This window comes from Isoptericola sp. BMS4 (genome assembly GCF_011634835.1).
Lineage (GTDB): Bacteria > Actinomycetota > Actinomycetes > Actinomycetales > Cellulomonadaceae > Isoptericola.
Genome location: NZ_SIRP01000001.1, coordinates 2534737 through 2561024 on the forward strand (window position 1 = coordinate 2534737; position 26288 = coordinate 2561024).

The 26288-nt window shown below is 75.1% G+C and carries 24 protein-coding genes; 9 read left to right on the forward strand and 15 right to left on the reverse strand.

What is annotated here, in order from left to right; genetic code table 11:
- The first annotated feature begins 63 nt into the window (after positions 1-63).
- From EYB28_RS11355 to EYB28_RS11370, 4 genes are read left to right on the forward strand one after another with little or no spacing between them, the layout of a single operon-like run.
- Entirely contained in the window at positions 64-768 is a 705-nt protein-coding gene (locus EYB28_RS11355) for an ECF transporter S component (protein ID WP_240930511.1), read from the forward strand.
- A complete protein-coding gene (locus EYB28_RS11360; RefSeq protein WP_166847857.1) occupies positions 765-2564 on the forward strand; it encodes an ABC transporter ATP-binding protein in 1800 nt (599 codons plus the stop codon). Before EYB28_RS11355 ends, EYB28_RS11360 begins: the two co-directional genes overlap by 4 nt.
- Positions 2561-3391 carry an energy-coupling factor transporter transmembrane protein EcfT gene (locus EYB28_RS11365; RefSeq protein WP_166847860.1) on the forward strand — a complete coding sequence of 277 codons (831 nt, stop codon included), beginning with the start codon at positions 2561-2563 and terminating at the stop codon, positions 3389-3391. Before EYB28_RS11360 ends, EYB28_RS11365 begins: the two co-directional genes overlap by 4 nt.
- A gap of 50 nt (positions 3392-3441) precedes the next feature.
- Positions 3442-3735: a hypothetical protein gene (locus EYB28_RS11370; protein ID WP_166847863.1), complete on the forward strand. Its 294-nt coding sequence runs from the start codon at positions 3442-3444 to the stop codon at positions 3733-3735.
- A 39-nt stretch (positions 3736-3774) separates the two neighbouring features.
- Here EYB28_RS11370 and EYB28_RS11375 read toward each other — a convergent pair whose 3' ends face one another.
- Positions 3775-4902 (reverse strand): Rv2578c family radical SAM protein, encoded by a 1128-nt coding sequence (locus EYB28_RS11375; RefSeq protein ID WP_166847866.1) that lies wholly within the window; start codon positions 4900-4902, stop codon positions 3775-3777.
- 61 nt (positions 4903-4963) lie between these two features.
- On the opposite strand from EYB28_RS11375, the gene EYB28_RS11380 reads away from it, so the two are divergent.
- A complete protein-coding gene (locus EYB28_RS11380; protein ID WP_205710896.1) occupies positions 4964-5785 on the forward strand; it encodes a phosphotransferase family protein in 822 nt (273 codons plus the stop codon).
- 21 nt (positions 5786-5806) lie between these two features.
- Here EYB28_RS11380 and EYB28_RS11385 read toward each other — a convergent pair whose 3' ends face one another.
- The 4 genes from EYB28_RS11385 to EYB28_RS11400 all read right to left on the reverse strand — a co-directional run bounded on the left by EYB28_RS11385 (position 5807) and on the right by EYB28_RS11400 (position 10106).
- Positions 5807-6868, reverse strand: a complete 1062-nt coding sequence (locus EYB28_RS11385) for a hypothetical protein (protein ID WP_166847869.1) — start codon at positions 6866-6868, stop codon at positions 5807-5809.
- A 52-nt stretch (positions 6869-6920) separates the two neighbouring features.
- Positions 6921-7505 (reverse strand): hypothetical protein, encoded by a 585-nt coding sequence (locus tag EYB28_RS11390; RefSeq protein ID WP_166847874.1) that lies wholly within the window; start codon positions 7503-7505, stop codon positions 6921-6923.
- A gap of 370 nt (positions 7506-7875) precedes the next feature.
- The gene (gene hisS / locus EYB28_RS11395; RefSeq protein WP_166847877.1) at positions 7876-9267 is read right to left on the reverse strand and encodes a histidine--tRNA ligase; all 1392 of its coding nucleotides are present in this window, start codon (positions 9265-9267) and stop codon (positions 7876-7878) included.
- Between the two features lie 77 nt (positions 9268-9344).
- On the reverse strand, positions 9345-10106 hold the full coding sequence (locus EYB28_RS11400) for an MBL fold metallo-hydrolase (RefSeq protein WP_166847880.1): 762 nt from the start codon (positions 10104-10106) through the stop codon (positions 9345-9347).
- Between the two features lie 126 nt (positions 10107-10232).
- On the opposite strand from EYB28_RS11400, the gene EYB28_RS11405 reads away from it, so the two are divergent.
- The 4 genes from EYB28_RS11405 (at position 10233) to ligD (ending at position 14659) form a co-directional block, all read left to right on the forward strand.
- Positions 10233-11021 (forward strand): peptidylprolyl isomerase, encoded by a 789-nt coding sequence (locus tag EYB28_RS11405; protein ID WP_166847883.1) that lies wholly within the window; start codon positions 10233-10235, stop codon positions 11019-11021.
- The gene (locus EYB28_RS11410) at positions 11018-12766 is read left to right on the forward strand and encodes a DUF349 domain-containing protein (RefSeq protein WP_166847886.1); all 1749 of its coding nucleotides are present in this window, start codon (positions 11018-11020) and stop codon (positions 12764-12766) included. Before EYB28_RS11405 ends, EYB28_RS11410 begins: the two co-directional genes overlap by 4 nt.
- Before the next feature lie 150 nt (positions 12767-12916).
- Positions 12917-13573, forward strand: a complete 657-nt coding sequence (locus EYB28_RS11415) for a hypothetical protein (protein WP_166847889.1) — start codon at positions 12917-12919, stop codon at positions 13571-13573.
- A gap of 9 nt (positions 13574-13582) precedes the next feature.
- Positions 13583-14659: a non-homologous end-joining DNA ligase gene (gene ligD / locus EYB28_RS11420; protein ID WP_166847892.1), complete on the forward strand. Its 1077-nt coding sequence runs from the start codon at positions 13583-13585 to the stop codon at positions 14657-14659.
- Positions 14660-14738: 79 nt separating this feature from the next.
- Here ligD and EYB28_RS11425 read toward each other — a convergent pair whose 3' ends face one another.
- From EYB28_RS11425 to ruvC, 10 genes are all read right to left on the reverse strand, one after another.
- The gene (locus EYB28_RS11425; protein ID WP_166852232.1) at positions 14739-15278 is read right to left on the reverse strand and encodes a dihydrofolate reductase family protein; all 540 of its coding nucleotides are present in this window, start codon (positions 15276-15278) and stop codon (positions 14739-14741) included.
- An 80-nt stretch (positions 15279-15358) separates the two neighbouring features.
- On the reverse strand, positions 15359-16528 hold the full coding sequence (locus EYB28_RS11430; protein WP_166847895.1) for an ATP-dependent DNA ligase: 1170 nt from the start codon (positions 16526-16528) through the stop codon (positions 15359-15361).
- A gap of 55 nt (positions 16529-16583) precedes the next feature.
- Positions 16584-18968 (reverse strand): bifunctional (p)ppGpp synthetase/guanosine-3',5'-bis(diphosphate) 3'-pyrophosphohydrolase, encoded by a 2385-nt coding sequence (locus EYB28_RS11435; protein ID WP_166847898.1) that lies wholly within the window; start codon positions 18966-18968, stop codon positions 16584-16586.
- A 50-nt stretch (positions 18969-19018) separates the two neighbouring features.
- The gene (locus tag EYB28_RS11440) at positions 19019-19645 is read right to left on the reverse strand and encodes an adenine phosphoribosyltransferase (protein WP_166852235.1); all 627 of its coding nucleotides are present in this window, start codon (positions 19643-19645) and stop codon (positions 19019-19021) included.
- A 16-nt stretch (positions 19646-19661) separates the two neighbouring features.
- Complete coding sequence (gene secF, locus EYB28_RS11445; RefSeq protein WP_166847901.1) at positions 19662-20759, reverse strand: protein translocase subunit SecF; 1098 nt, start codon at positions 20757-20759, stop codon at positions 19662-19664.
- The gene (gene secD / locus EYB28_RS11450; protein WP_240930513.1) at positions 20759-22891 is read right to left on the reverse strand and encodes a protein translocase subunit SecD; all 2133 of its coding nucleotides are present in this window, start codon (positions 22889-22891) and stop codon (positions 20759-20761) included. The genes secF and secD overlap by 1 nt, the downstream gene beginning before the upstream one ends.
- A 115-nt stretch (positions 22892-23006) precedes the next feature.
- Entirely contained in the window at positions 23007-23453 is a 447-nt protein-coding gene (gene yajC / locus EYB28_RS11455; RefSeq protein ID WP_240930514.1) for a preprotein translocase subunit YajC, read from the reverse strand.
- A gap of 168 nt (positions 23454-23621) precedes the next feature.
- Positions 23622-24722, reverse strand: a complete 1101-nt coding sequence (gene ruvB, locus EYB28_RS11460; protein ID WP_205710897.1) for a Holliday junction branch migration DNA helicase RuvB — start codon at positions 24720-24722, stop codon at positions 23622-23624.
- The gene (gene ruvA / locus EYB28_RS11465; RefSeq protein ID WP_166847907.1) at positions 24715-25365 is read right to left on the reverse strand and encodes a Holliday junction branch migration protein RuvA; all 651 of its coding nucleotides are present in this window, start codon (positions 25363-25365) and stop codon (positions 24715-24717) included. The genes ruvB and ruvA overlap by 8 nt, the downstream gene beginning before the upstream one ends.
- A gap of 110 nt (positions 25366-25475) precedes the next feature.
- The gene (gene ruvC, locus EYB28_RS11470; RefSeq protein WP_166847910.1) at positions 25476-26066 is read right to left on the reverse strand and encodes a crossover junction endodeoxyribonuclease RuvC; all 591 of its coding nucleotides are present in this window, start codon (positions 26064-26066) and stop codon (positions 25476-25478) included.
- Positions 26067-26288 lie beyond the last annotated feature (222 nt).

Genomic DNA, 26288 nt, shown 5'->3' on the forward strand with positions numbered 1-26288 from the left:
CCCGGGCCCCGGGCGGGCCCGTCTTCTGCGTGTCCACCGTGGGGCCCGACGCAGGAGGACCTCGTGGCCGAGCCGACCGACAAGCAGACCGCACCCCGGACCGCACAGCAGACCGAGCGCCCCACCGGGCACGGCACCGCCCCGCACCCCGCCGCCCCTTCTCCCGACGCACCGGTCCGCCCGGACCGTCCGGGCGGCCGCGCCCGTCGCTCCGGGCTGCACGCCACGGTGCTCATGGCCGTCCTGGCGGTGGTGTTCGGGTTCGTCTTCTGGGTGGCCGACCAGGTGTACGCGCCGCTGATGCTGGCGCTCGGCCCGTTCGGCGGCTTCGCGGACGCCGTCCTGGGCGGGGCGTGGATCGTGGTCGCGCCCCTCGCGCTGTTCATCCTGCGCCGCCCCGGGGCCGGCGTCCTCGCCGAGGTGCTCGCCGCCGGCGCCGAGCTGGTCGTCTTCGGCTCGCCGTTCGGGCCCATGGTCCTGGTCTCCGGCCTGGTGCAGGGCGTCGGGGCCGAGCTGGCGTTCACGCTCACCCGGTACCGCCGCTGGGGCTGGGGCACGTTCGCCCTCTCGGGGGTCACCGCCGCCGTGGTCACCTACGCCTACCAGTCGTTCGCGTTCGGGTACCTCGGCCAGGACCTGTACCTGCTGCGCTTCGCCGTGCTCGTGGTCTCCTGCGTGCTGCTGTCCGGCCTGGCGGCCCGGGTCCTCGGCCTGGCCCTGCTGCGCACCGGCGTGCTGGACAACTACGCCGTGGGCCGGCTCGCGTGACGGCGCACGGGACCGTCGGGACCGCAGAGCCCGAAGAGCCTGCGACCGCGGGCGTCGACGCCGGGCACGACGACGCCGGTCTCGACGTCACGGGGCTCACGGTGGCGTACCCGCGCGCCGCCCGCCCCGCGCTGGACGACGTGAGCGCCCGCGTGCCTCCGGGTGAGGCGCTGCTCGTCGTCGGCCTGTCCGGGTCGGGCAAGTCGACGCTGCTCGGCGCCCTGGCCGGGGTCCTGGGGCACACCCTCGACGCGCAGGTGCACGGCACCGCGCTGGTGGCCGGGGTCGACGTCACCGCCGGCGGGCCTCTCGACGCCGCACGGGTCGCCGCGCTCGTGCAGCAGGATCCGATCGCCCAGACCTGCCTCGACACCGTCCGCGCGGAGGTCGAGCTCGTGCTGGAGAACCACGCGGTCCCCGCGGCGCGCATCCCCGCCGCGGCCGCGGAGGCGCTCGCCGACGCCCACGCCGCGGGTCTCGCCGACCGGCGGACCGCGGAGCTCTCCGGCGGGGAGCTCCAGCGCGTCGCGCTCGCCGCCGCGCTCGCCGGCCGGCCACGCGTCCTGCTCGCCGACGAGCCGACCGCGATGCTCGACCCCCGCGCGGCCCGCGAGGTGGGAGCTCTCGTCGGCCACGTCGCGGCGGGCGGGACGACGACGGTCGTGGTCGAGCACCGCCTCGACACGCTCGCCCCGCTGCCTGCCCGCACCCTCGTGCTGTCCGACGGCCGGGTGCTCGCCTGCGGGCCCACGCCGGACGTCCTGGCCGAGCACGGCGCCCGCCTGGCCGCCGGCGGGTGCTGGGTGCCGACCCGCACCCTCCTCGCGACCGCGGGCGCGCCCGGGCCGCTCGGCACCCCCGCCACCGACGACTGGCTCCGCGACCTCGCCGACCGCCGCGGCACGCAGCCCGAGACACCCGACCCGTACCGGCCGGGCGCGCGTCGCCGCCGCCCGGACGGCGGCTTCGCGCTGCACGCCCGCGGCCTGCGCGTGCGCCGCACGCGGCGGGCCGGCGGCCCGTGGTCCCGCGCCCGGCGGGTCGACGTCGTGCACGGCGTCGACCTGAGCCTCCCGCGAGGCCGGGTGCTGGGCGTCGTCGGCGCCAACGGCAGCGGCAAGTCGACGCTGCTGCGTGGGCTCGCCGGGCTCGAACCCACCGGCGGGTCGGTGCGCGCGGGTCGCACGGCCCTCGCGGTCCAGCACCCCGAGCAGGGCTTCTTGTGCCGCACCGTCGCCGACGAGCTCGCGTACGGGCCGCGCCGCGCCGGCCTCGCCGACACCGACGTCGAGGCCGCGGTGGCGGCCGCGCTGCGGCGCTTCGGGCTCGACGGCCTCGCCGACCGCTCCCCGTACCGGCTCTCGGGCGGCCAGCAGCGGCGGCTCTCCCTCGCGGCCGCGGTCGGTGGCGACCCCGACGTGGTCCTCGCCGACGAGCCGACCTTCGGCCTCGACCGCGCCGGCACCCTCGACACGGCCGCGATCCTGCGCGCCGAGGCCGACGACGGGGCGGGAGTCGTGGTGGTGAGCCACGACCTGGAGCTGCTGGGCCGCGTCGCCGACCACGTGCTCGTCCTGCACGACGGGCGGCCGCTGGGGACCGGCCCGGCGGAGGACGTCCTCGCCGACGGCGAGCTCCTCGACGCCGCCGGCCTCGAGCGCGGGCCACTGCTGGAACGGTGGGCGGGCTGGCCCCGCCCCCGCCCGAGCCTGCGCCGCCTGCTCACCGGTCTGGACGCGGCCGTCGCGGCGGCGGCCCGCTCGGGCCTGCCGGACCGGACGGGGGCACCCGCATGAGCGCCCGCCCCGCCGGCACCACGGCCACCGCCCCAGGACCCCGCGGCTCGGCGCTCGCGCGCTGGAACCCGACCGTCAAGCTCGGGACGCTGCTGCTGGCAGGGGCCGCCGTCATGCTCGTCACCGACCCCGTGACCCCGACGGTCCTGTGGGTGGCGGCCGTTCTCGCCGCGCTCACGCTCGGCCGCGTCCCCGCGGGCACCGTGGCGCGGGCACAGCTCGCGCTCGCGGCGTTCTCCGTGTCGGTGTTCTCCGCGAACCTGCTCCTGCGGCACGACGGCGACGTGCTCGCCGTCGTCGGCCCCGTGGAGGTGACGAGCGGGGCGCTCGCGGTCGCGACGTCGTTCGCGGCCCGCACGCTGTACCTCGGGACCGTCTCGGTGCTGCTGCTCACGACGACCGACCCGGTGCGGCTGATGGTGAGCCTGCACCAGCACGCCCGGCTGCCCGCGCCGACCACGTACGCCGTCCTGGCCGCGCACCGCATGGTCGAGCTGCTGCCCGCCGAGTGGCACGCGATCCGGTGCGCCCAGGCGGTGCGGGACCCGCGTCGGACGCCCGGCTCGCCGCTGCCCCGGTCACCACGCGCCCTCGGCGCCGCGACCTTCGGGCTGCTGGTCGCCGCGGTCCGTCGTGCGGAGCGTGCCACCGTCGCGCTGGAGAGCCGCGGGCTCGGGGCCGGGCCGCGCACGGTGGCGCACCCGGTGCCGCTGCGGGCCGGCGACGTCGTGGCCGGGGCGGGCGCGCTGGTACTCGTCGGCGCGGTGGTCCTGGCCGGGTGGTGGGGCGGCTGGCTGGCGGGCCCCGCGGCCCTGACCCCGGGCTGACGTGGCGCCGTAAGGTGTGGTTCGACGACGCCGCGACCCGGGAGGACTCCGTGACGATCACGCTGTGCGTGCTGCTGTGGGCGCGACCCGGCGCCGAGGACCTGCTGACCGAGTACGAGTCGCACGTGCTCGCGCTCGTGCCGCGGCACGGCGGGCGGGTGGTCTCGCGGGTACGCGCCGACTCCCCGGCGGGCGACCTGCCGACCGAGGTCCAGGTGATCCAGATGCCCGGCGAGGACGCGCTGGCCGCCTACATGGCAGACCCGGAACGAGCCGCCCGGCTGGACGTCCGTGACCGCGCGATCGCACGGACCGAGATCGTGCGGGGCACCCCGGTCGCCTGACGCGACGGCCGCCCGCGAGCAGGGCCCGCAGTCGGACAGTCAGAACAGCAGCTGGTCCACGCCCGCCGCGTCGCGCGGCATCCCCGGCACGGCTTCGGGGCCCGGCTCCACCATCGAGCCCGCGGGATAGTCGCCGTCGTCGTGCGCGCGGAGCTCGTCGGAGAACCGGCCGGTGGCGCCGGACCCCGACCGGTGCCCGGAGGCCCCGAACCCGCGCTCGTCCAGCAGCGGGCGCACCCGCTCCCACAGCCACGCCCGGTACTCCTGGTGCGCGTACGTGCCGCGGAAGACCCGGCGGTATCCCGGCACCGCGTGCGGGTGGTCCTTCTCCAGCCAGCGCATGTACCACTCACGGGTACCAGGCTTGAGGTGCAGCGGCACCACGGTGACGCCCGTCGCGCCCGCGTCCGCGATCGCGTCCAGGAGGCGCCGCAGGTGGTCGGTCGAGTCGGTCAGCCACGGCAGGACGGGAGCCACCATGACCCCGCACGGCAGCCCCGCGGCGCGGATCGCCCGGACCAGGTCGAGCCGGGCCCGGGGCGTCGGCGTCCCCGGCTCCACCCGCTGCTGCAGCTCCGCGTCGTGGCGGGAGTCCGCGAAGGCCAGCGACACCCCGACACCGATCTCGACGCGCTCCGCGGCCTTCACGAGCAGCGGCAGGTCGCGACGCAGCAGCGTGCCCTTGGTCAGGATGGAGAACGGCGTGCCCGAGTCCGCGAGCGCCCCGATGATCCCGGGCATCAGCCGGTAGCGCCCCTCGGCCCGCTGGTACGGGTCGGTGTTGGTGCCCAGCGCCACGGGCTCGCGGCGCCACGACGTCCTGGCGAGCTCCGAGCGCAGCACGGTGTCCACGTTCATCTTCACCACGACCTGCGAGTCGAAGTCCGCGCCGGCATCCAGGTCGAGGTACTCGTGCGTGGGACGGGCGAAGCAGTAGAGGCAGGCGTGCGAGCAGCCGCGGTACGGGTTGATCGTCCACCGGAACGGCATGCGCGATGCGGCCGGCACCTTGCTCAGCGCGCTCTTGGCCATCACCTCGTGGAACTGCACGCCGGCGAACTCCGGTGTGCGGACCGTGCGCACCAGCCCCAGGCGCGCGAGCCCGGGCCGCTCCAGCCCCGGCAGCGCCCCGTCGTCGGCGTCGATCGACTGCCCGTCCCACCTCATCCACGCATTCGAACACGCGTTCGACGTGCCGTCAACGACGCCTCCCCGATAGCGTGAGTGCGTGCCGCCCTCGATCCACACCCACGCGATCACCGTCGGGGAGACCGAGGTCCGCAAGCGCTACGTCTCGTGGTCGCGCGGGGAGGCCGACCGCGAGTGGACATGCCTGACCCTGCTCGCGGCTCACGCACCGGGAGTCGCTCCCCGTCCTCTTCGGCGCGAGACCGAGGACGATGCCCCGGTCGTGGTGATGGAGCGGCTCCCGGGCACGCCCCTGGGTGGAGCACCGCTCACGACACCTCAGACCGCGTCTCTGGGAGGGGTGCTGCGGAGGCTCTACTCGGTCCCGCTCGCGGCCGTCCGCGAGACCGCTCTCGGTGAGCGCCCGTACGGACCGTCCACCCTCCCAGGGGCGCTCGGCCGGTGGCTCTCCGGCCCGCACGACCTCTCGCCGTGCCAGGACGCCGGGCTCGTGCGCACCGCCGTCGCTGCCGCGCGCGAGTGGCTGGCGGCGGGCGGCGAGCTCCCGAGCCCCCGGCTGGTGTCCCTCGGCATCTCCGACCTGAACCCGGCCAACGTCCTGTGGGACGGTCGCACGTGCCGGCTCGTCGACTTCGAGGACGGCGGGCTCACGGACCCCGCCTTCGAGCTCGCGGACCATACCGAGCACCTCGCGGGCCGGCTCGCGAGGTTCGCCGATCCGCGTGCGCTGGTTCATGCGACCGGGCTGTCACCCGACGAAGTCGACCGGTGGCATGCGTACCGCCCCGTGTGGGCGACGTTCTGGCTCGCCATGCTTCTGCCGGGGAACGGTGGGTACCGCCGCAACCCGCCCGGGACCACCGAGATGCAGGCCCGCCACGTGCTCGCGCTCCTGCGCTGACGTCGGCGAGCCTGACCTCCGTCAGCGGAGGCGGGCCAGGAGCCGGCGCACGGGGTGCCGGGTCCGGCCGTGGTGCGCCTCGGCGAGCAGCACCTCCGCGACGTCGAGCGCCGCGGCCGTCACCTGACGCGGCAGCGGCGCGTCCGGGTCGACCCAGTCGTCGCCCGGGGGCGCGGGGCGCAGGTCCTCCAGGTCCCCGTGCACCCGCACGCCCCGCTCGCCGAGCCAGCGGATCCACTCGTCGCTGCGGGCGGCCACCCACGGGTGGTCGTCGGGGCCGAGCGTGATCCGTGGCGAGTCCCGCGGCGCGAGCGCCTCGCGCACGACCACGCCGTCGACGAGGCCCGACAGCTCTCCCCCACGACGGGCGTCCTGCCCGAGCCGGCGGTTGAGCCGGCGCAGGAGCTGCGCCTCGGGGACGCCGACCGACTCGTTCGCGAGCGTCGCCTCCCGCGGCGCCCACGCGGCGTCGGCGCCGATCGCGTCGAGGAATCGGTGCCACAGGAGGTCGGGCGCCGCGCCGGGGGGCGGCGCGGTGACGACGTGGACCCGCTCGCCGGGGAGGTCCCGCGCCCAGGTGGTGAGCACGCGCACGGGGTCGAAGCCGGCCATGAAGGCGGACCGGCCCTCGCGCGCGCCGGCGAGGTAGCGCGCGTACGTCGCCCGCCCGCCGAACTTGAGGGTCTCCTGCCAGCCGCTGGTGAGCTCGCGCCCGAGGTCGCGAGCCGTGAGGACGATCCGGACCTCGGCCCCCGTGGACGCCAGGTCGTCGAGCACGCGTGCCGCCTGGTCCCGGGTCGCCCTCGCGAGGACCTCGTGGCTCAGGACGACGTCGCCGCTCGTCCGGCGGACCTGTCGCAGCAGCCGGCCCCACGCGCCGCGGACGCGCCGCACGGGCACGCCGTGGTCGGTGCCCGTGACGTCGAGGGCGGCCCAGTACTGCGTGCGCGGGTCGGCGAGCGCTCCGAGCGGGTAGTGGAGGCCGTGCCGGCCCAGCGAGCGGCGGTTGGCCTGCAGCCGCGACTGGAGGTAGGTCGTGCCCGACTTCGGTGCTCCGACGTGCAGGTGGACGTGCCTCGGCATGGTCCCACGCTGCCACGGCGCCTCCCGGCTCGCCGGGAGGCGCGTCGCGGGGTCAGGCCGCGACCCGCACCCGCCCGTCGTCGAACACGAGCGGTGCGACTGGCGCGGGGGTCGCCACCCGGCGCGGGTACGCCTTGAGGTTGCCCTGGAACACGACGCGCCCGGGCAGGTCCAGCAGGGTCTGCGGGCGGACGCTCGCCCGCGACATGCCGAGGTCGCAGACGCCCGCGCCGCGCAGGACGTCGTAGACGAACTCCGAGCAGAAGTACCGGCGGTCGTCCTCGCGCCCCACACGCCCGCGGGCGAGGACGCCCGGGAAGTTGTACCGGTACGTGTGACCGTCCAGCAGGATCTCCGCCACCCGCGCGCGCACGGCGTCCTGCTGCGCCGGGGTCACCGGCACCTCCAGCACCAGGCCGGGCAGCTCGTCCATGCCGCGGTAGAGCGCGTCGTCGAACCGCTCGCGCTTGAAGCAGCCCGCGAACGGGTTGAGCACCCCACGCCGCCCGAAGCTGAACATGAGGTCCAGTGCAGGGTCGAGCGCGAGCGCCGCGTGCGTGAACTCGTCCCGGGTCACCATGCGGATCAGGCGGGACGGGACGGTGGTGCTGCGAGAGAGGACGACGTAGACGCTCACGGTGCCCAACCTAGCGGCGCCCGGGCCCCGTTCGTACTGATCAGCGGGCGAATCAGGGGCGATCTCAGGGATTCCTCAGGGTTGTTCGGGGGACACCCCCCGCGGAGCGCTCCGGCGGGCCACCGACCGATCATCCCGACCGTGCGACGACCCGCGGCGGGGCCCGACGATCGGGTGGTTCCGCGACCCGGCGCGCAACGTCCTCGCGATCATCGAGGGCTGAGCCGGAGCGCAGTGCCGGCTCGGCCCGACCTCGGGCACCGAGGGCTGAGGGCTCGACAGGCCGCCAGGTCGGCAGTCCGTCCCCGGGGCGGCAGCCACGTGTGCCGACCCGGGGACGGACTGCCGACCTGAGGACTCGTGGGTCCGGTCAGCCGGCGGGGACGACGCGCGGATGCCGGTCCTCGGCGGGCGGCTCCCATGTCGCGGCGTCGGCGTCCACCTGCTCGCCCGACCGGATGTCCTTGACCTGGTCGGCTCCGTCCGCCTCGCCGTCGTCGCCGGGTTGGCCGGGGAACCAGACGAACGGGATGCCGCGACGGTCGGCGAACTTGATCTGCTTGCCGAACTTCGCCGCGGTGGGTGCCACGTCGGCGGGGATGCCGCGGGCACGCAGCGCGGCGGCGACCGCGTCCGAGTGACCGCGCGTCGCCTCGTCGGTGACGGCGACCAGCACGGCCGTCGGGACGCCGCGCGTGGCCGTGACGAGGCCCGCGGACAGCAGGCGGGAGACCAGCCGCGAGACGCCGATCGACAGCCCGACGCCGGGGTAGGTGTTCTTGCCGTCGGAGGCGAGGGTGTCGTACCGGCCGCCGGAGCAGATCGACCCGAGCTGCTCGTGGCCGACCAGCACGGTCTCGTACACGGACCCGGTGTAGTAGTCGAGCCCGCGAGCGATCCGCAGGTCCGCGACGACGACGCCCGGCGCCCGGCGGGCCGCGGCCTCGACGAGGGCGGCGAGCTCGCCCAGGCCGGTCTCGAGCAGGTCGGTACCGGCGCCGTACGACGCGGCGAGCGCCCGCACCCGGTCGACGACCGAGGCGTCGTCGCCGGAGATGCCGGCGAGCTCGAGGCACGCCTTGGCCTGCTCGGGCGTGGCGCCCTGCTCGGCCTGCAGCAGCTCGGCGACGGCCTCGGGCCCCACCTTGTCGAGCTTGTCGACCTGGCGCAGGACGCCCTCGACGTCCTCCAGCCCGAGGCCGCGGTAGAAGCCCTCGGCGACCTTGCGGTTGTTGACGAGGATCCGCACGGGCGGCACGCCGACGTCGCGCAGCGCGGCGAGCGCGTCCGCCATCACCAGGGGCAGCTCGACCTCGTAGTGGTACGGCAGGTCGCCCGCGCCCACGACGTCGACGTCGGCCTGGACGAACTCGCGGAACCGGCCCTCCTGGGGGCGCTCGCCCCGCCAGACCTTCTGGATCTGGTAGCGCTTGAACGGGAAGGCGAGCCGGCCGGCGTTCTCCAGCACGTAGCGGGCGAACGGCACCGTGAGGTCGAAGTGCAGGCCGAGCTGCTTGTCCTGCGGCGCCGACCCCTCGGCCGCGTCGTCGGCGTCCTCCTGCAGGCGCCGCAGCACGTAGACCTCCTTGGAGGTCTCGCCCTTGCGGAGCAGCTGGTCGAGCGGCTCCACGGCCCGCGTCTCGATGCCGGCGAACCCGTGGAGCTCGAACGTGCGCTGCAGCACGTCGAGCACGTGCTGCTCGACCACGCGGCCGTCGGGGAGCCATTCGGGGAAGCCGGAGAGCGGAGTGGGGCGTGCCATGCGCACATCTTCCCAGACCGCACGGTCGGTCCGGGAACCCGCCCGGGGACCGGTACGCGGCGGTGGTCTCAGCGTGGTCAGCGCCGCGCGGCGCGCAGGTACGGGTTCGTCGCGAGCTCGTGGGCGACGGTGGTGGCGGGACCGTGCCCGGGCACGACCCGCAGCGACGGGTCGAGTGCGCCGACGACGTCGCGCAGCGTCCGCGCCATCGCGCCGGGGTCCCCGCCGGGCAGGTCCGTGCGGCCGACGCCGCCCGCGAAGAGGACGTCGCCGGCCAGGACCGTCCCCGGGCCGTCGGAGCCCTCGAGCACGTACAGCGTCGAGCCCTCGGTGTGGCCGGGCGCCGGCAGGGCCCGCAGCCGCACCGCGCCCACCACCAGGTCGAGTCCCTCGCGGGTGCCGGGGCCCGGCGCCCCGCCGACGAGGGACCCGCCGAAGGGTCGCACGACCGCGGGCTCCCGGTAGTCCGCGACGTCCCGCCCGGTCGCCGCGAGCGCCGCGGCCAGCGCGTCCGAGACCCCGCCGGCCCGGACGCCCGCCGGCGCGAGGGTGCCGAACGGGTCCGCCAGCCGGTGGGCGTCGGCGGCGTGCAGGCGGACGGGGACGTCGTACCGCGCGGCGAGCCTGGCGGCGTCCCAGGTGTGGTCCACGTGCCCGTGGGTGGCGAGGACGGCGCGGGGCACGAGCTCGTGACGGTCGACGAGGCGGGCGACCTCGTCGGCGACGCCGGCGCCGGCGTCGACCACGACGCAGTCGCGCGGTCCGTCGCCGTCGTGGTCCGCGACGACGACGCAGCAGTTGGTGCCGAAGACGGGGGCGACGACCTGGAGGATCTGCACGCGGCCACCGTAGCGGCCGGCGACGGGTCCGCGACGCCCCGTGAGGGCAGGTCGACACGCCTTAGACTGTCCCCCGCACGCGGATCCGCCGTGCGGTGACCGGACGACCAAGGAGGTGCCCCGACGGTGGCGGCCACCAAGCGCGAACGCGAGCAGGCGCGCAAGCGACAGGAGAAGTGGGAGCGGCGGCAGGCGCAGGTGCGTGCCCGCCGGCGGCGGGTGTTCGCGCTCGTCGCCGTCGTGGCGGTCGTGGCCCTGTTCGGCGGCACCCTGGTCGTGAGCGGTGTCGCAGGAGGGCTCGGCGGCGCGGCGGACCCGACCCCCACCCCGGCGGCCGCGGACTGCCCCACGGCGTCGACGCAGGCCCGCTCCGGCGGGAAGCTGCCCGACCCGGCCGCGGCGGAGGACCGCTCCTGGACCGCGACGGTGCAGCTGTGCACGGGCTCCGGCGAGTCCGACCTCGTGGTGGAGCTGGACGGTGCCGCGGCGCCGCAGGCCGTCGCGAGCTTCGTGTCGTTGGCGGACCAGGGCTACTTCGACGGCACCGGGTGCCACCGCCTCACGACATCGGGCATCTACGTGCTGCAGTGCGGTGACCCGACGGGCACCGGCACCGGCGGTCCCGGCTACTCGTACGGCCCGATCGAGAACGCTCCCGAGGACGACGTGTACCCGGCCGGGACGATCGCGATGGCGCGCGTCGGCGGCGACGGCGCGTCGATGGGCTCGCAGTTCTTCGTCGTGTACGAGGATTCGACCATCCCGTCCGACGCCGCGGGCGGGTACACGGTGCTCGGCACCGTCACGTCCGGCCTGGACGCCGTCCAGGCAGTCGCTGACGCGGGCGTCGCGGGAGGTGCCGGCGACGGCGCCCCCGCCAGCCCCGTCATCATCGAAGGAGTGGAGACCCAGTGAGCGAGAGCACCCCCGGCTCGACCGGCCCCGAGCAGCCCGAGGCCGCCGAGACCGAGCAGGCCGAGACTCCTGCCCCCGAGACCGACGAGGCGAAGCAGGCTGCGTCGCCCGCGCCCGGCCCGCGAGCCGCCGAGCCCGAGGTGCCGGAGGCGCCCGAGCCGGAGACGCCCGCGGCTGCCGTGACAGAGCCGGAGGCGCCCGCTCCCGAGGAGTCCCCCGAGGCCGCCACCCCCGCGCCCGAGGAGGCGTCGGGGCCGGAGGCGCCCGCCGCGCCGGAGCAGGCACCTCGGTCCGCCGCGCCCCGGCCGGCCGCCCCGAAGCCGGGCGTCCCGAAGCCGTCCGCGCTCGCCGGGGCGCCCAAGCCGTCGGCCCTGCGCCGCCCCTCCCCCCGCTCGGCCCCCGCCGCTACGTCGCCGGCCGCCGAGCCCGGCACGCCGCCCGCCCCGCCCGCGGTGCCCGTGCCGCCCGTCGTGGACGACGCCGCCGAGACGGCCGCTGCCGAGGAGTTCGGCCGTGTCGCCGAGGACGGCACCGTCTACGTGCGCGAGGCGTCCGGGGAACGGGCCGTGGGCCAGTTCCCGGGGGTCTCCGCGCGCGAGGCGATGAGCCTGTACGTGCGGCGTTACCTCGACCTGGTCGCCAAGGTCGGCCTGTTCGAGACCCGGCTGACCAGCGCCGACCTGTCGGTGCGCGAGATCGACCAGACGCTCGCCAAGCTGACCGAGGAGACCGCCGAGCCCGCGGCCGTCGGGGACCTCGACTCCCTGCGCTCGCGCGTGGAGACCCTGCGGGGCGCCGCCGCCGAGCGCCGTACGGCCCTGGAGCGTGAGCGGGCCGCCGCGAAGGCCGAGGCCGTCGACGCCCGGACCGGCATCGTCGAGGCCGCGGAGAAGATCGCGGCGACCGACCCCGCCAAGATGCAGTGGCGGCCCGCCGGCGAGGAGCTCCGCTCCCTCCTGGAGCGGTGGAAGGAGGCCCAGCGGTCCGGCCCGCGCATCGACCGGCCGACCGAGGAGGCGCTCTGGAAGCGGTTCAGCCACGCGCGGACCGCGTTCGACCGCGAGCGCCGCCACTTCTTCGCCGAGCTGGAGCAGCGCAACGCGGCGGCCAAGGCCGCCAAGGAGAAGCTGGTCGCGGAGGCCGAGGCCCTGCAGCACAGCACGGACTGGGGCGCGACGGCGGCGGCCTACCGGGACCTCATGGCGCGCTGGAAGGCCGCCGGGCGGGCCAACCGCAAGGACGACGACGCGCTGTGGGCACGGTTCCGCGCCGCGCAGGACACGTTCTTCGGGGCCCGCGACGCCGAGAACGCCGCCATCGACGCCGAGTACGCGCAGAACCTCGTGGTCAAGGAGGAGCTGCTCACCGAGGCCGAGGCGCTGCTCCCGGTGTCCGACCTCGCGGCCGCCAAGAACGCCCTGCGTGGCATCCAGGAGCGCTGGGAGGAGGCCGGCAAGGTGCCGCGTGGCGACCTGCAGCGGGTCGAGGGCCGGCTGCGGGCGGTGGAGTCGGCCGTGCGCGACGCCGAGCAGGCGCGCTGGGACCGGACCAACCCGGAGACCCGGGCGCGTGCCGAGGGCGCGGCCGCCCAGCTCGAGACCGCGATCGAGGGCCTGCGGGCCGACCTCGACCGCGCGCGCTCCGCGGGCGACGCCCGGCGGGTCGACGAGCTCGAGACCGCGATCGAGGCGCGCCGCTCCTGGCTCGAGCAGGTGGTGCGCGCCGCGGAGGACACCCGCGGCTGACGTGCGGCGAGAGGGGGCGCCGGGCCGGACAGGCCCGGCGCCCCCGTCGCGTATCCGGGAAGGTCGTGCGGTGGCGGGCCTCGCCCACGCCGTCCCGCGCCGTCCACAGGGCCCGCACGCGCGGCTCCGGCGCCGGGTAGGTTCGCGGGCGTGGAGCCGATCCCTGTTCCGACCGCCGCTGTCGCGTGTCCCGATCCGCCCGCGGCGCGCCGGCTCGGCGACCTGCTCGAGGTCCCGCCGCGCCCCGACGTGCGGTCGAGGGTCGTGCGCCCGCGCGACGTCGGCGGGCGCGCCGCGTGGAGCGTGCTGGTGCGTGACGGCGTCCTCGAGGTGGTCCGCCGTGACGAGGACGCCGCCGTCGTCGTGGACGCCCCGACCGGCCCCGCGACGCGCGCCAGTCTGCTCCGCGCCCGCGTGCCGTCCGGCGCCGTCGTCGCCGCGCGCACCGCGGCCTGGGTGCACGCCGGCCCCGCCGCGGACGACGGTGGCCGCCTGGACCTCACCTACCGCGCGGGCGGGCACCGCCCCGCCGTCTGGGGCCAGGGCCTGTGCTGGCAGTCGCCGCTCCTCGCCGACGACGTCGTCGACCTCGCGGAGGTGCGGGTCACCGACCCGGTGCGTACGGCCGTCGACCTCGCCCTGCACGTGGTGCCGGCCGACGATGCCGCGCGACGGGTCGGCACGCTCGTGCGGGCCTGCGGGGTCGAGCTCGCGGACGTCGGCCGGCGCCTCGAGCGCCGTGTCCGGGCCGTCGGGCGGCCGCGGGCGCGCGACGTCCTGCGTGCGGTGGCCGACGACCTGCTCTAGGTTGAGGCCATGCCCACCGCTGACGCCGTCGAGGTCGACGCCGCCGGGCGACCCGTGCGGGTCTCCAGCCCGGACCGCGTCGTGTTCCCGGACCGCGGCATCACCAAGCTGCAGGTGGTCGAGTACTTCCTCGCTGTCGGCGACGGCATCCTGGGCGCGCTGCTGCACCGCCCCACGACGCTCGAGCGCTGGCCCAAGGGCGTCTTCGAGGGCGCGGTCATGGCCACCCGGGCGGACAACCGTGGTGATGCCTTCTACCAGAAGCGCGTCCCGCGGGGTGCGCCGGACTACGTCGAGACGGCCACGATCTCCTTCCCGAGCGGGCGCACCGCCGACGAGGTCGCGCCCACGGAGCTCGCCGTCGTCGCCTGGGCCGCGAACCTGGGCACGGTGACGTTCCACCCGTGGCCGGTGCGGCGCGACGACGTGGAGGCGGTCGACCAGCTGCGCATCGACCTCGACCCGCAGCCGGGCACCGACTACGACGACGCGGCGGCGGTGGCCCCGCACCTGCGCGAGCTCCTCGGCGAGCTGGACCTGGTCGGCTACCCGAAGACGTCCGGGGGCCGCGGTCTGCACGTGTTCGTGCCCCTGGCGCCCCGCTGGTCGTTCCAGCAGGCCCGGCGCGCCACGATCGCGATCGGCCGCGAGCTGGAGCGCCGCCTCCCCGACCGGGTCACCACGAAGTGGTGGAAGGAGGAGCGCGGCGAGAGGATCTTCGTGGACTACAACCAGATGGCACGCGACCGCACCATCGCGTCCGCGTACTCCGTGCGCCCCAACCGCCGCGCCACCGTCTCGACACCGCTCGAGTGGGACGAGGTCGACCAGGTCCACCCGGACGACTTCGACGTCACCACCGTGCCCGAGCGGTTCGCGGAGCGCGGCGACCTCTTCGCGCCCCTGCGCGCCGACCGGGACCCCGACCTCGACTGCTCGCTCGACGCGGCGCTCGCCCTCGCGCGCCGCGACGAGGAGGAGCACGGCCTGGGCGACCTGCCCTACCCCCCGGAGTACCCGAAGCAGCCCGGCGAGCCCAAGCGGGTGCAGCCGAGCCGGGACCGGGACCGCAAGGGCGGCGGCTGAGCGCCCCCTCACACCGTCGTGGGCGCGGGGTCGGCGTCGTTCCTGGGGAGACCGGCGCCGGTCCCGCGCCCACGACGCCTCAGCGGCGGGTGTAGCGCAGGAACACCGACCCGTCGGACAGCGGCCGGCACTCCGCGCGGTCGAGGGAGGCGTGCATGCCGTCCGGCAGCAGCCGCAGCCCCGACCCGACCACCACCGGCACGATGCGCACGGCGATCTCGTCGACGACCCCCGCCCGCAGCGCCACGGCCGCCGTCGTCGGGCCGGAGACCTCCACGACGCCGTCCGTCGCCGCCACGATCTCGGCGATCCTGGCCGCCGTGAGCCGTGGCTCGAGCGTCGTGCGGGGCGCGTCGACGACGGCCGACGGGTCGAGGCCGTCGGAGCACACGACCTTGTCGATCCCGCGCCAGATCTCGGCGAACTCGTCCTCCGCCGCGCTCTGGCCCGACGGCCACGTGTCCCACACGCGCATCGTGTCGAACATGTGCCTGCCCACGACGAAGGTGCGCACGTCCCGCACGAGGCCGTTGATGAACGCGTGCACCTCCTCGTCCGGGGCGCCCCAGTCGAAACCGCCCTCGGCATCCGCCACGTAGCCGTCGAGCGAGCAGCTCATCAGTCCGTACCTGAGTGTTCCCATCCCCTGAGGACGGCCCCGGGCGTCCCGACTCATCGGAGCCCCGGCGGCCCGCGGCCTCACCGGGTACCGGGCGCCCCCGGCAGCAGGCCCTGCAGGTCGTAGCCCACCGGCTCCTCCAGCTGCGCGTACGTGCACGACGCCGGGTCCCGGTCGGGCCGCCACCGCTTGAACTGAGCCGTGTGCCGGAACCTGCCGCCCTCCATGTGGTCGTAGCCCACCTCCAGCACCCGCTCGACCCGCAGGGGCGTGAAGGACAGGTCCTTGCCGGCGCTCCAGCGCGACTGGGCACCGGGCCGCCGATCCCCCGCGCTCCCGTCGGCGACGGCGGGGTCCTGCCAGTCGGCCCACGGGTGCGCGGCGGCGTCCGCCGTCCCGGGCTCGACGGCGAGCGGCGCGAGCTCGGTGTGCAGCGCGGCGCGGCGCGCGGCCGGGAACGACGCGGCGACGCCGACGAACTGGAGCCGCGGAGCGCCGTCCCCGTCGTCCTCGGCGTCGCGGTACAGCCCGAGGAGCAGCGAGCCGATCAGGGGCCGCTCGGGCGTCGAGGTCTTGTGCAGCCGGAACCCCGCCAGGACGACGTCGGCCGTGCGAGCGTGCTTGACCTTGAGCAGCGCGCGCTTGTTCGGCTGGTACTCCTGGTCGAGGCGCTTGGCGACGACGCCGTCCAGACCCGCGCCCTCGAACGCCTCGAACCAGTCACGGGCCACCTCGGCGTCGGTCGTCCGCGGCGTCGCGTGCACGTGCGGGCCGGCCAGGCGCAACCCGTCCAGCGCGTCGAGCCGCTCACGCAGCGGGCGGTCCGTCAGGTCGCCGTCCAGCGCCAGGACGTCGAAGACGACCAGGCTGGCGGGCGTCTCGGCGGCCAGGAGGCGCACGCGCGAGTCCGCGGGGTGGATGCGCTGCCCGAGGGCGTCGAAGTCGAGGTGCGCCGCCGCGGCGCCGCCGTCGCCGGTGCCCGGCCGGGCCACGACGATCTCGCCGTCCACCACGCACCGGGGCGGCAGCTCGCGGCGGACCGCGTCGACGACCTCGGGGAAGTAGCGCTGCATGGGGCGGCCGTTGCGCGAGTCGATCCGCACGTCGTCGCCGTCGCGGAACACGAGGGCGCGGAAGCCGTCCCACTTGGGCTCGTACACCCAGCCGGCGCCGTCGTCCGGCTGGTCCGGCACGTCGGGCACCGACTTGGCCAGCATCGGCAGGATCGGGGGCTCGAGCGGGAACGTCATGCGGCGAACCTACTCCGGCGGACCGCGCCGCACCTCCGCAACCTCAGGCGGGCGCTCAGCCCTCGCCGGCGCCGTTACGGGAGCCCGCCGGGGCTCCGGGCGCCTCGGGGATCTGATGGACCTCCGCCGCCTTCGTCCCCGTGATCCGGTAGACGTCGAACACCCCGTCGACCTTGCGCACGGCCGCGAGCACCTGCTGCAGGTGCGCGGGCTCGGCCATCTCGAACACGAACTTCGACATGGCGATCCGGTCGGTCGTCGTCGACACCGTGGCGGACAGGATGTTCACGTGCAGGTCCGACAGCACCCGGGTGACGTCGGACAGCAGCCGCGACCGGTCCAGCGCCTCGACCTGGATCTGCACCAGGAACATCGTGTTGGCGCCCGTCGTCCAGCCGACGTCCACCATGCGCTCCGGCTGGGCCAGCGTCAGCTGCTCGGCGTTGGCGCAGTCCGCGCGGTGCACGCTCACGCCCGCCCCGCGGGTCACGAACCCGACGATGTCGTCGCCGGGCACGGGCGTGCAGCACTTGGCGAGCTTGACCCAGATGTCCTCGACACCCTTGACGACCACGCCCGGGTCCCCGGTGTGACCACGACGCACCGGGCGCCCGGGTCGCGCCACCTCGGCGGCGTCCTCCTCGGTCCCCTCGGCACCGCCGAGGGACTTCACCAGGGTGTCGACGACGTGCTGGGCCGACGTGTGGCCCTCGCCGACGGCCGCGTAGAGGGCGGAGACGTCGGCGTAGCGCATGTCGGAGGCCACGCCGACGAGCGCCTCGTGGCTGAGCAGGCGCTGGATCGGCAGGTTCTGCTTGCGCATCGCCTTGGTGATGGCGTCCTTGCCGTGCTCGATCGCCTCTTCGCGGCGCTCCTTGGTGAACCACTGGCGGATCTTGTTCCGCGCCCGCGGCGACCTGACGAACGCCAACCAGTCACGCGACGGGCCCGCGGACTCCGCCTTGGAGGTGAGGACCTCCACCGTGTCGCCGTTCTGCAGCGGGGAGTCCAGCGGCACGAGCCGCCCGTTGACCCGCGCGCCCATCGTCCGGTGCCCGACCTCGGTGTGCACGGAGTAGGCGAAGTCGACCGGCGTCGCCCCCGACGGCAGGGCCATCACCTCGCCCTTCGGGGTGAACACGTACACCTCCGCGCCGCCGATCTCGTAGCGCAGGGAGTCGAGGAACTCGCTCGGGTCCGCGGTCTCGCGCTGCCAGTCCACGAGCTGGCGCAGCCAGGCCATGTCGTTGGCGCGCGGGTCGTCGGACTGGCCCGAGCGCGCCATCTCCTTGTACTTCCAGTGGGCCGCGACGCCGTACTCCGCGCGCCGGTGCATGTCGTGCGTGCGGATCTGGATCTCGACCGGCTTGCCGCCCGGGCCCACGACCGTCGTGTGCAACGACTGGTACATGTTGAACTTCGGCATCGCGATGTAGTCCTTGAACCGGCCGGGCACCGGGTTCCAGCGCGCGTGCAGCGCGCCGAGGACGGCGTAGCAGTCGCGCACGGAGTCCACGAGGACGCGCGTGCCCACCAGGTCGTAGATCTCCGCGAAGTCGTGGCCCCGCACGATCATCTTCTGGTAGATGGAGTAGTAGTGCTTGGGCCGGCCCGTCACGGTCGCCTTGATCTTCGCGCCGCGCAGGTCGGCCGTGATCTGCTCGCGCACCACCGACAGGTACTCCTCGCGCGCCGGAGCGCGCTCCGCCACCAGGTGCACGATCTCGTCGTACACCTTGGGGTACAGCGTGTGGAAGGACAGGTCCTCCAGCTCCCACTTGATGGCGTTCATGCCGAGGCGGTGCGCCAGCGGGGCGTAGATCTCCAGCGTCTCGCGCGCCTTGCGCTGCGCCGACGACCCCGAGACGTACTTCCAGGTGCGGGCGTTGTGCAGGCGGTCGGCGAGCTTGATGACCAGCACGCGGATGTCCTTGGCCATCGCCACGACCATCTTGCGCACGGTCTCGGCCTGCGCCGCGTCCCCGTACTTCACCTTGTCGAGCTTGGTGACGCCGTCGACGAGCAGCGCGACGTCGGCACCGAACTCCGCGCGCAGCGTGTCGAGCGTGTAGTCGGTGTCCTCCACCGTGTCGTGCAGCAGCGCCGCGGCGATGGTGGTGCCCTCGAAGCCCAGCTCGGCGAGGATGGTCGACACGGCGACCGGGTGCGTGATGTACGGGTCACCGGACTTGCGCTGCTGGCCGCGGTGCATCTTCTCCGCGGTCGCGTACGCGCGCTCCAGGAGCGCCAGGTCGGACTTCGGGTGGTTGGTGCGCACCGCCTGCAGCACCGGCTCGAGCGCCGGCGTCGTGGACGGGGCGCCGCGGACGCCGAGACGCACCAGCCGGTTGCGCATCCAGGCGCCCGAGCCACCGGACCGCGAGCCCGCCGCGGGCGTCTGCGAGTCGGAAGCGCGCGCGACCTTCGTCTCGTCGCTCATCAGCGCCTCCTTCCGCCACCGCGGCGTGCTCGACGTCCGGGACGGCAAGTCTACGTCCCTACGCGCAACAGGGCCTCGACCGTCCGTCCGGCGAGCCTGTCGCGTCCCCGCAGGCCCGCGAGCTCCAGCAGGAACGCCAGGCCGACGACCCGTCCTCCGGACCGCTCCACGAGCTCGGCTGCGGCCTCCGCGGTGCCGCCCGTCGCCAGGACGTCGTCCACCAGGAGAACACGCGAGCCCGGGCGCAGTGTTCCCGTGCGCAGCTCGATCGCCGCCGAGCCGTACTCGAGGGCGTAGTCCACGCGCTCCACCGGCGGGGGCAGCTTGCCGGCCTTGCGCAGCGGCAGGAACCCGACGCCGAGCCTGGTGGCCAGCGGGGCACCCAGGAGGAACCCCCGCGCCTCCATGCCGGCGACGACGTCGACCCGCCCGTCGAGCGGCTCGGTCCCGTCCGGCCCGGGCAGGTGGAGGCGGGCGAACGCCTCGACGACGTCGGCCAGCGCGGGCCCGTCGGCGAGCAGGGGCGTGATGTCGCGGAAGACGACCGGCGGGTGCGGGTAGTCCGGCACGTCGCGGATCAGCGCCCTGATCTCCGCGGCCCGGCCCTCCCCCAGGCCGACGATCGCGTCGAGCGCGATGTCGTCGGCCGTGGGGGCTGCGCGGTCGTCGTGCGCCATCGGCTCGGCCACGCCGTCAGTTCCCGCGCCGGCGTCGCGGCTGCGCACCCTGCCCCTGGTGGCTGCCAGGGATCAGCTGCGCCGACCCGGTCGCCGACGCCGCGAGCTCGGCCTCGTGCCCGCCCTCGGCCGCGAGCTCGGCGCGGGCTGCGAGGACGGAGCGCGTGTGCGCGGCGATCTTCGGCTCCCGTGCCCGCAGGGCGACGTCCAGCGGGGTGGCCAGGAAGATCGACGACGCCGCGCCCACCGCGATCCCGACGAACAGCGACAGCGACAGGTCCCGCAGCGTGCCGGCGCCCAGCCACAGCGCGCCGACGAAGAGGATCCCCGCGACGGGCAGGAGCGCCACGACGGACGTGTTGATCGACCGCACCAGGGTCTGGTTGACCGCGAGGTTGGCCCGCTCCTCGTACGTGCTGCGGGACTGCGTCAGCAGGTCCGCGGTGTTCTCGCGCACCTTGTCGAAGACGACCATCTTGTCGTAGAGCGAGAAGCCGAGGATCGTCAGGAAGCCGATGACGGTCGACGGCGTGACCTCCCAGCCGATGAGCGCGTAGACGCCGGCGGAGATCAGCAGGTCGGACAGCATCGCGACGATGGCCGCCACCGACATCCGCCACGCCCGGAAGTACACGGCCATGAACAGCGCGGCGGCGACGACGAAGACGACCGTGCCCCACAGCGCCCGCGTCGAGACGCCGGCACCCCACGTGGGGCCGACGAACGACGTCGACACGGCGGAAGGCTCCACGTCGTACGCGCCTGCCAGCGCGTCGACGAGGGCGGTCTCGTCGTCCCCGGTGACCTGCTCGGTCTGCACCCGCACCGCGCTGCCGCCGACGACGGCCACGCGCGGCTCCTCGCCGGGCAGCACCTCCTGGACCGCCTCGACGGCGGGGTCCTGGTCGGTGGTCGAGACACCGGACACGGTGAACTCGCTGCCGCCGCGGAAGTCGATGCCGAGGGTCAGCCCCTTGATGCCCAGCACCAGGATCGACGCGATCGCGAGGAGGCCCACGATCGTGAACCAGCGCTTGCGTCGCTGGACGATCGGGTAGGACCGGCGGCCGGTGTACAGGTCGTTGCCCCACTGGGCGAAGGTCATGCCCGCCATCAGCGGCTCTCCTCGTTCTCGTCCACGGCCACCGGCTCGGTGGTCGTGGGCTCGTCGGCGGCCGGCGTGCCGGCCGCCTCCGCCTCGGCGGCCTTGCGCTCCGCGGCCCGACGCTCGGCGATGGTCAGACGTCGTCCGCTCGCGTCCGTCCGCGGTGCGGTGCCGGACGCGGTGCCCGGTGCGGGACCGGACACGGACGCCGTGGCGGGCTCCCGCGCCGGCTCGTCGGCCGGCTCCGCCGGCGTCGAGGGCACGCCCGCCGGTGCGGCGGGCCCCGCGGGGACGGGCTCGGGTGTCCGCACGCGACCGGCGCCCACGTACCGTGGGCCGCTGCCGACACGCAGGCGCTCCGGGGAGAGGCCGGACCAGCGGTGGCCGCCGGCGAAGAAGGGGATCTTCGTGAGGATCTCCATCATCGGGTGCGTGAACCAGAAGACCACCATGACGTCGATGATCGTCGTCAGCCCGAGGGTGAAGGCGAAGCCCTGCACGCCGCCGACGGCGAGGAAGTACAGGATGATCGCCGAGATCAGGGTGACCGACTTCGCGGCGAGGACCGTGCGTCGAGCGCGGTTCCAGCCCCGCTCCACGGCGTACGAGAGCGTCCGCCCGTCCCGGATCTCGTCGCGGATGCGTTCGAAGTACACGATGAACGAGTCCGCGGTGAAGCCGATCGCCACGATGAGTCCGGCGACGCCCGCGAGGGACAGCCGGTAGCCCATCGTCCACGACAGCAGCGCGATCGCCAGGTAGGTGATCGCGCCCGCCACGACGAGCGAGCCCACCGTCAGCAGGCCCAGCGACCGGTACTGGAAGAGCGAGTACACGACCACGAGCACCATGCCGACGAGGCCGGCGATCAGGCCGTTGCGCAGCTGCTCGGAGCCGAGGGTCGCGGAGATCTGCTCCTGGCTCTGCACGTCGAACGCGATCGGCAGGGCGCCGAAGCTCAGCTGGTTCGCGAGCGTGGCGGCGGTCTCCTGCGTGAAACTGCCGGAGATCTGCGCCTGACCGTTGGTGATGGGGTCGTTGACCTGCGGGGCGGAGACCACGAGACCGTCGAGCACGATGGCGAACTGGTTGCGCGGCGGCTCGAGGGTGATGAGGCGTTCGGTGGTCTCGCGGAACTCGGTGGTGCCCTCGGAGTCGAAGTCGAGCATCACGCCCCACTCGTTGGTCACCGTGCCGTTGGGTCCGGGCACGAGGCCCGAGCTGGCGGACGCGATGTGGGTGCCGTCGACCTCCATCGGCCCGAGGATGTACTTCAGCGAGCCGTCCTCGGAGCAGGTGACGAGCACCTTGTCGGGGTCGTCCCCGCCGCCGCCGACGAGGTTCTTCTCCTCGGAACAGTCGAGCGCCTCGAACTCCTGCTGGACCTCGGGGGTGATCTGTGCGAGGTCGCTCGGGTCGGTGGCCTCGGCGTCGCCGGAGCCCTGGGACGGCTCGGGGGACGGCGTCGCGTCCTGCGCGTCGCCCGTCCCGGTCGCCGTCGCGGTCGCCTCCGGGGTGGCGTCGTCGGTGGCGGCCACGATCGGCCCGCCCGCGCCCTTGCCGTTGGGGCTGGAGTCGACGTCGTCGCCCGACGCCTCGTCGTTCGACGCCTTGTCGTTCGAGCCGTCGCCCTTCGACTGGTCCTTCCCGTCGCCGGAGCCGGCGCCCTCGCTCGGCTCGGTGGACGGGTCCGCGGACGGCTCGGGCGTGGGGGTCCCGACGTTGTACGTCAGGACGGGGCGGAAGCGCATCTGCGCCGGCTGGGCGACGAGGTCGATCGTCTCCTGGTCCACCTCACCGGGGATCCCGACGACGATGTTGTTCTGCCCCTGACTGGTGATCTCCGCCTCGGCGACACCGGAGGAGTCGATGCGCTGCCGGATGACGTTGATCGCCTCGGGCACCGTCTCGTCGGTGATCTCGGAGCCGTCGGTGGTGACGGGCTCGAGGATGATCTGCGTCCCGCCCTGCAGGTCCAGCGCCAGCCCGGGGGCGAAGCTCGCCCCGTCCGGGTTGTCGTCCGACTTGCCGTCGAAGTACACCCCGGCGGCCAGGGCGACGAACGGCAGCAGGATCGTCAGGATCGTGAAGACGACGAGCGTGCGTACCGGACGCGAGCGCTTCGTGCGTGAGTTGGCCAACTTCTTCTCTTCCCGTGTGCGTGCCCGCCGCGGCGGGCACGTGCGGCGCCGGCCGGGTCACCCCGACCGGCGCGGTGTCAGTGCGGACGGCCTCGTGCGCCGCCCTCGCGTTCCGCTACTTGCCGGCGCCGGGCTCGTCGTCGTCCCGACGCTGCTGCTCGCGGTACACGCGCTGCGCGGTGTCCAGCGAGGACAGGTCGTCGGGGACGTCGACGGGATCGTCGCCGGGGGTGATCGTACCGGTCTTCGAGCCCTCTTCTGTGACGTCGGTCTCGTCGGCGACCTCGTCGGCCTCCTCGGCCGGCGTGTCGACGCGCTTGGCGATCGCCGCGCGGAGCCAGCGGGTCTGGTTGCCCGGGGTGGACTCGATGGTGACGGTGTCGCTCGCCTCGTCGATCTCCACGACGGTCCCGAACAGGCCCGACCCCGTCATGACCTCCTGGCCGGGAGCGAGCTGCGAGCGGAACTCCTGCTGTGCGCGCTGCTGCTTGCGGGTCCGCGAGCTCATGAAGAACATGAGGCCGGCGAGCACCACGAAGAGAATGATGAGGGTGGGGTCCACGGTCCGTCCTTGTCTGTCGTCGCTGCTCGCCCGGTGTCGGCCAGCGGGCGAGCGTCGGGGCACGCCAGGGCGGCGCGCCGAGCGCAGGTCGTGCGCGTACGGGCCCCAACGAGCCGTGCGCCCGTCGGGTTCCGTCCCCGCCCACGGGTGGGCCGGAACCCGACCAGTCTAGGCGTCCGGGGACGGGCTCGGGGCGGCGTCGAAGAGCGAGCCTGCGGCGGGCACGCCCCACGCCCCGGGAGGCGGCTGGATGCCGATGTGCTGCCAGGCCGCGGCCGTGGCCACCCTGCCCCGCGGCGTGCGGGCGAGGAGGCCCTCGCGCACGAGGTAGGGCTCGGCGACGGTCTCCACGGTGTCCGGCTCCTCGCCGACGGTCATGGCCAGGGTCGTCAGGCCGACGGGACCGCCGGCGAACCGCCGGCACACGGCGTCGAGGACGGCGCGGTCGAGGCGGTCCAAGCCGATCGGGTCGACCTCGTAGACCTCCAGCGCGGCCCGCGCGGCCCGCAGGTCCAGCACGCCGTCGCCCCGCACCTGCGCCCAGTCGCGGACGCGCCGCAGGAGCCGGTTCGCGATGCGAGGGGTGCCGCGCGAGCGGCCGGCGATCTCGTGCGCCGCGCCGTGCGCGATCTCGACGCCGAGGAGCCCGGCCGAGCGCAGGATGACCCGTTCGAGCTCCGCCGCCTCGTAGAAGTCCAGGTGCCCGGTGAAGCCGAACCGGTCGCGCAACGGCGCGGGCAGGAGCCCGGAGCGCGTGGTGGCGCCGACGGCGGTGAACGGCGGGAGCGTGAGGGGGATCGCGCTCGCCCCGGCACCCTTGCCGACGACGACGTCCACCCGGAAGTCCTCCATCGCCACGTACAGCAGCTCCTCGGCGGGGCGGGCGAGGCGATGGATCTCGTCGATGAAGAGCACCTCGCCCTCCTCGAGGGAGGACAGGACGGCGGCGAGGTCGCCGGCGTGCTGGATCGCGGGTCCGCTCGTGACGCGCAGGGACGTCCCCAGCTCGGCCGCGACGATCATCGCGAGCGTCGTCTTGCCGAGCCCGGGGGGCCCGGAGAGCAGCACGTGGTCGGGGGCGGCGTCGCGCGCCATGGCGGCCTGCAGCACCAGGGACAGCTGGTCGCGGACCACCTGCTGGCCCACGAAATCGTCCAGCTTCTTGGGCCGCAGCGCGGCCTCGGCCGCGCGCTCGACGTCGTCGGCAGCGCCGGAGACGATCCGCTCTCCCCCGTACCCTGCTGGGTCTGGGCCGGCGTCCTCAACCACGGTGCCCGCCCAGGGCACGCAGCGAGGCGCGCAGCGTGGCGGCGACGTCGACCGGACCGGACGTGCCGTCCTGGTCGCCGGCGTGGCGGTCCGCGAGGACCCGGTCGACGGCGTCCTGAGCGACCTTGGCGGCCCAGCCGAGCCCGACCAGGGCCTCGACGACCTGCTCGCGGCCCGGGTCGCCCGCGCCGGGAGGCGTCTCGGGCGACGGCGGGGTCCCGTCCGTGCCGGGGGCCCCGGTCGGCGCACCGAGCCGGCCGCCGAGCTCGAGGACGAGCCGCTGCGCGCTCTTGGGCCCGACGCCGGGGATCCGCCGCAGCGCCGCGAGGTCCTCCTCGGCCACGGCACGGCGCAGCGCGTCGGGAGTGAGCACCGCGAGCATGGCCAGCGCGATGCGCGGCCCGACCCCGGAGACCGACTGGGCGGTCTCGAAGACCTCGCGCTCGTCGGCGTCCGCGAAGCCGTAGACCGTCATCGAGTCCTCGCGCACGACGAGGGTGGTGTGCAGCTGGGCGCGCTCGCCGACGCGCAGCCCGGCGAGGGTGCCGGGGGTGGCGTGCACGAGGTAGCCGACGCCGCCGACGTCCAGCACGGCCCGCTCCAGGGTCACGTGGCTGACCGTGCCTGTCAGGGAGGCGATCACCGCTGGTCCTTCCGTCGAACACCCGTGCGAGCCGTCACTCTAACAACCGGTGCCGACAGGCGGGGCCAGGACACGGCCGTCGGGGCGGGCCTCGGACGGGCGCGCGGCGGTCAGCGGCCGGTGCTCGCCGGGGCGCCGCGGTGGGACCCGCGGCGCGCTGCCTGCTCGGCGGCCGCCCAGGCCCGCTGGGCGGGCGTGAGCTCGTTCCGCTCGCCGCCCTGCAGCGCCCCGGCGGGCCGCCACAGGTGGGTGACGCCGAGGGCGAGCGCGTCGGCCGCGTCGGCGGGCCTTGGCAGGTCGTCGAGGCCGAGGATGCTCGCGACCATGCGCTGCACCTGCTCCTTGCCGGCCCGCCCCGAGCCGGTGACGGCGGCCTTGACCTCGCTCGGGGTGTGCATAGCGACGGGCACCCCGCGGCGGGCGGCGGCGACCATCGCCAGCCCGGCGACCTGCGCGGTGCCCATGACGGTGCCCCGGTTGTTCTGCGCGAACACCCGCTCCACGGCCACGACGTCGGGCACGTGCCGGTCCATCCAGGCGTCGAGCCCCTCGGAGATCGCCAGCAGCCGCAGGTCCACGCTGGTGCCCGGGTCGCTGCGCAGCACCCCGACGTCGACCAGCACAGCCTTCCGGCCTCGAGCCGAGTCGACGACGCCGACACCGCACCGGGTCAGTCCCGGGTCCACCCCCAGCACACGCACGCCGTCACCATCTCACGGGGCGTGGACACTCCCCCGCAGGCACGACGGGACAGCCGCGCGCCCGGAGCTGCTCCCCCGCGCCATCCCTGGCACGAGGACTGGTTCGTCGAGCAGGCCTGGCACCCGCGAGGCGACGAAGCGGGCGTGCCGGAGGGTCCGTGTCGAGAGGCTGGTCGGGCCTGGCGGGAGCCGCGAGGAACGAGCGGCGGATGGCGTGCCTCG

What these genes read in the sequence shown, in the direction of transcription:
- EYB28_RS11365 (WP_166847860.1), top strand. Translation starts at nt 2,561, where the DNA reads ATGAGCGCCCGCCCCGCCGGCACCACGGCCACCGCCCCAGGACCCCGC.
- EYB28_RS11375 (WP_166847866.1), bottom strand. Translation starts at nt 4,902, where the DNA reads ATGAGGTGGGACGGGCAGTCGATCGACGCCGACGACGGGGCGCTGCCG.
- EYB28_RS11385 (WP_166847869.1), bottom strand. Translation starts at nt 6,868, where the DNA reads ATGCCGAGGCACGTCCACCTGCACGTCGGAGCACCGAAGTCGGGCACG.
- hisS (WP_166847877.1), bottom strand. Translation starts at nt 9,267, where the DNA reads ATGGCACGCCCCACTCCGCTCTCCGGCTTCCCCGAATGGCTCCCCGAC.
- ligD (WP_166847892.1), top strand. Translation starts at nt 13,583, where the DNA reads ATGCCCACCGCTGACGCCGTCGAGGTCGACGCCGCCGGGCGACCCGTG.
- EYB28_RS11425 (WP_166852232.1), bottom strand. Translation starts at nt 15,278, where the DNA reads ATGAGCTGCTCGCTCGACGGCTACGTGGCGGATGCCGAGGGCGGTTTC.
- EYB28_RS11430 (WP_166847895.1), bottom strand. Translation starts at nt 16,528, where the DNA reads ATGACGTTCCCGCTCGAGCCCCCGATCCTGCCGATGCTGGCCAAGTCG.
- EYB28_RS11435 (WP_166847898.1), bottom strand. Translation starts at nt 18,968, where the DNA reads ATGAGCGACGAGACGAAGGTCGCGCGCGCTTCCGACTCGCAGACGCCC.
- EYB28_RS11440 (WP_166852235.1), bottom strand. Translation starts at nt 19,645, where the DNA reads ATGGCGCACGACGACCGCGCAGCCCCCACGGCCGACGACATCGCGCTC.
- secF (WP_166847901.1), bottom strand. Translation starts at nt 20,759, where the DNA reads ATGGCGGGCATGACCTTCGCCCAGTGGGGCAACGACCTGTACACCGGC.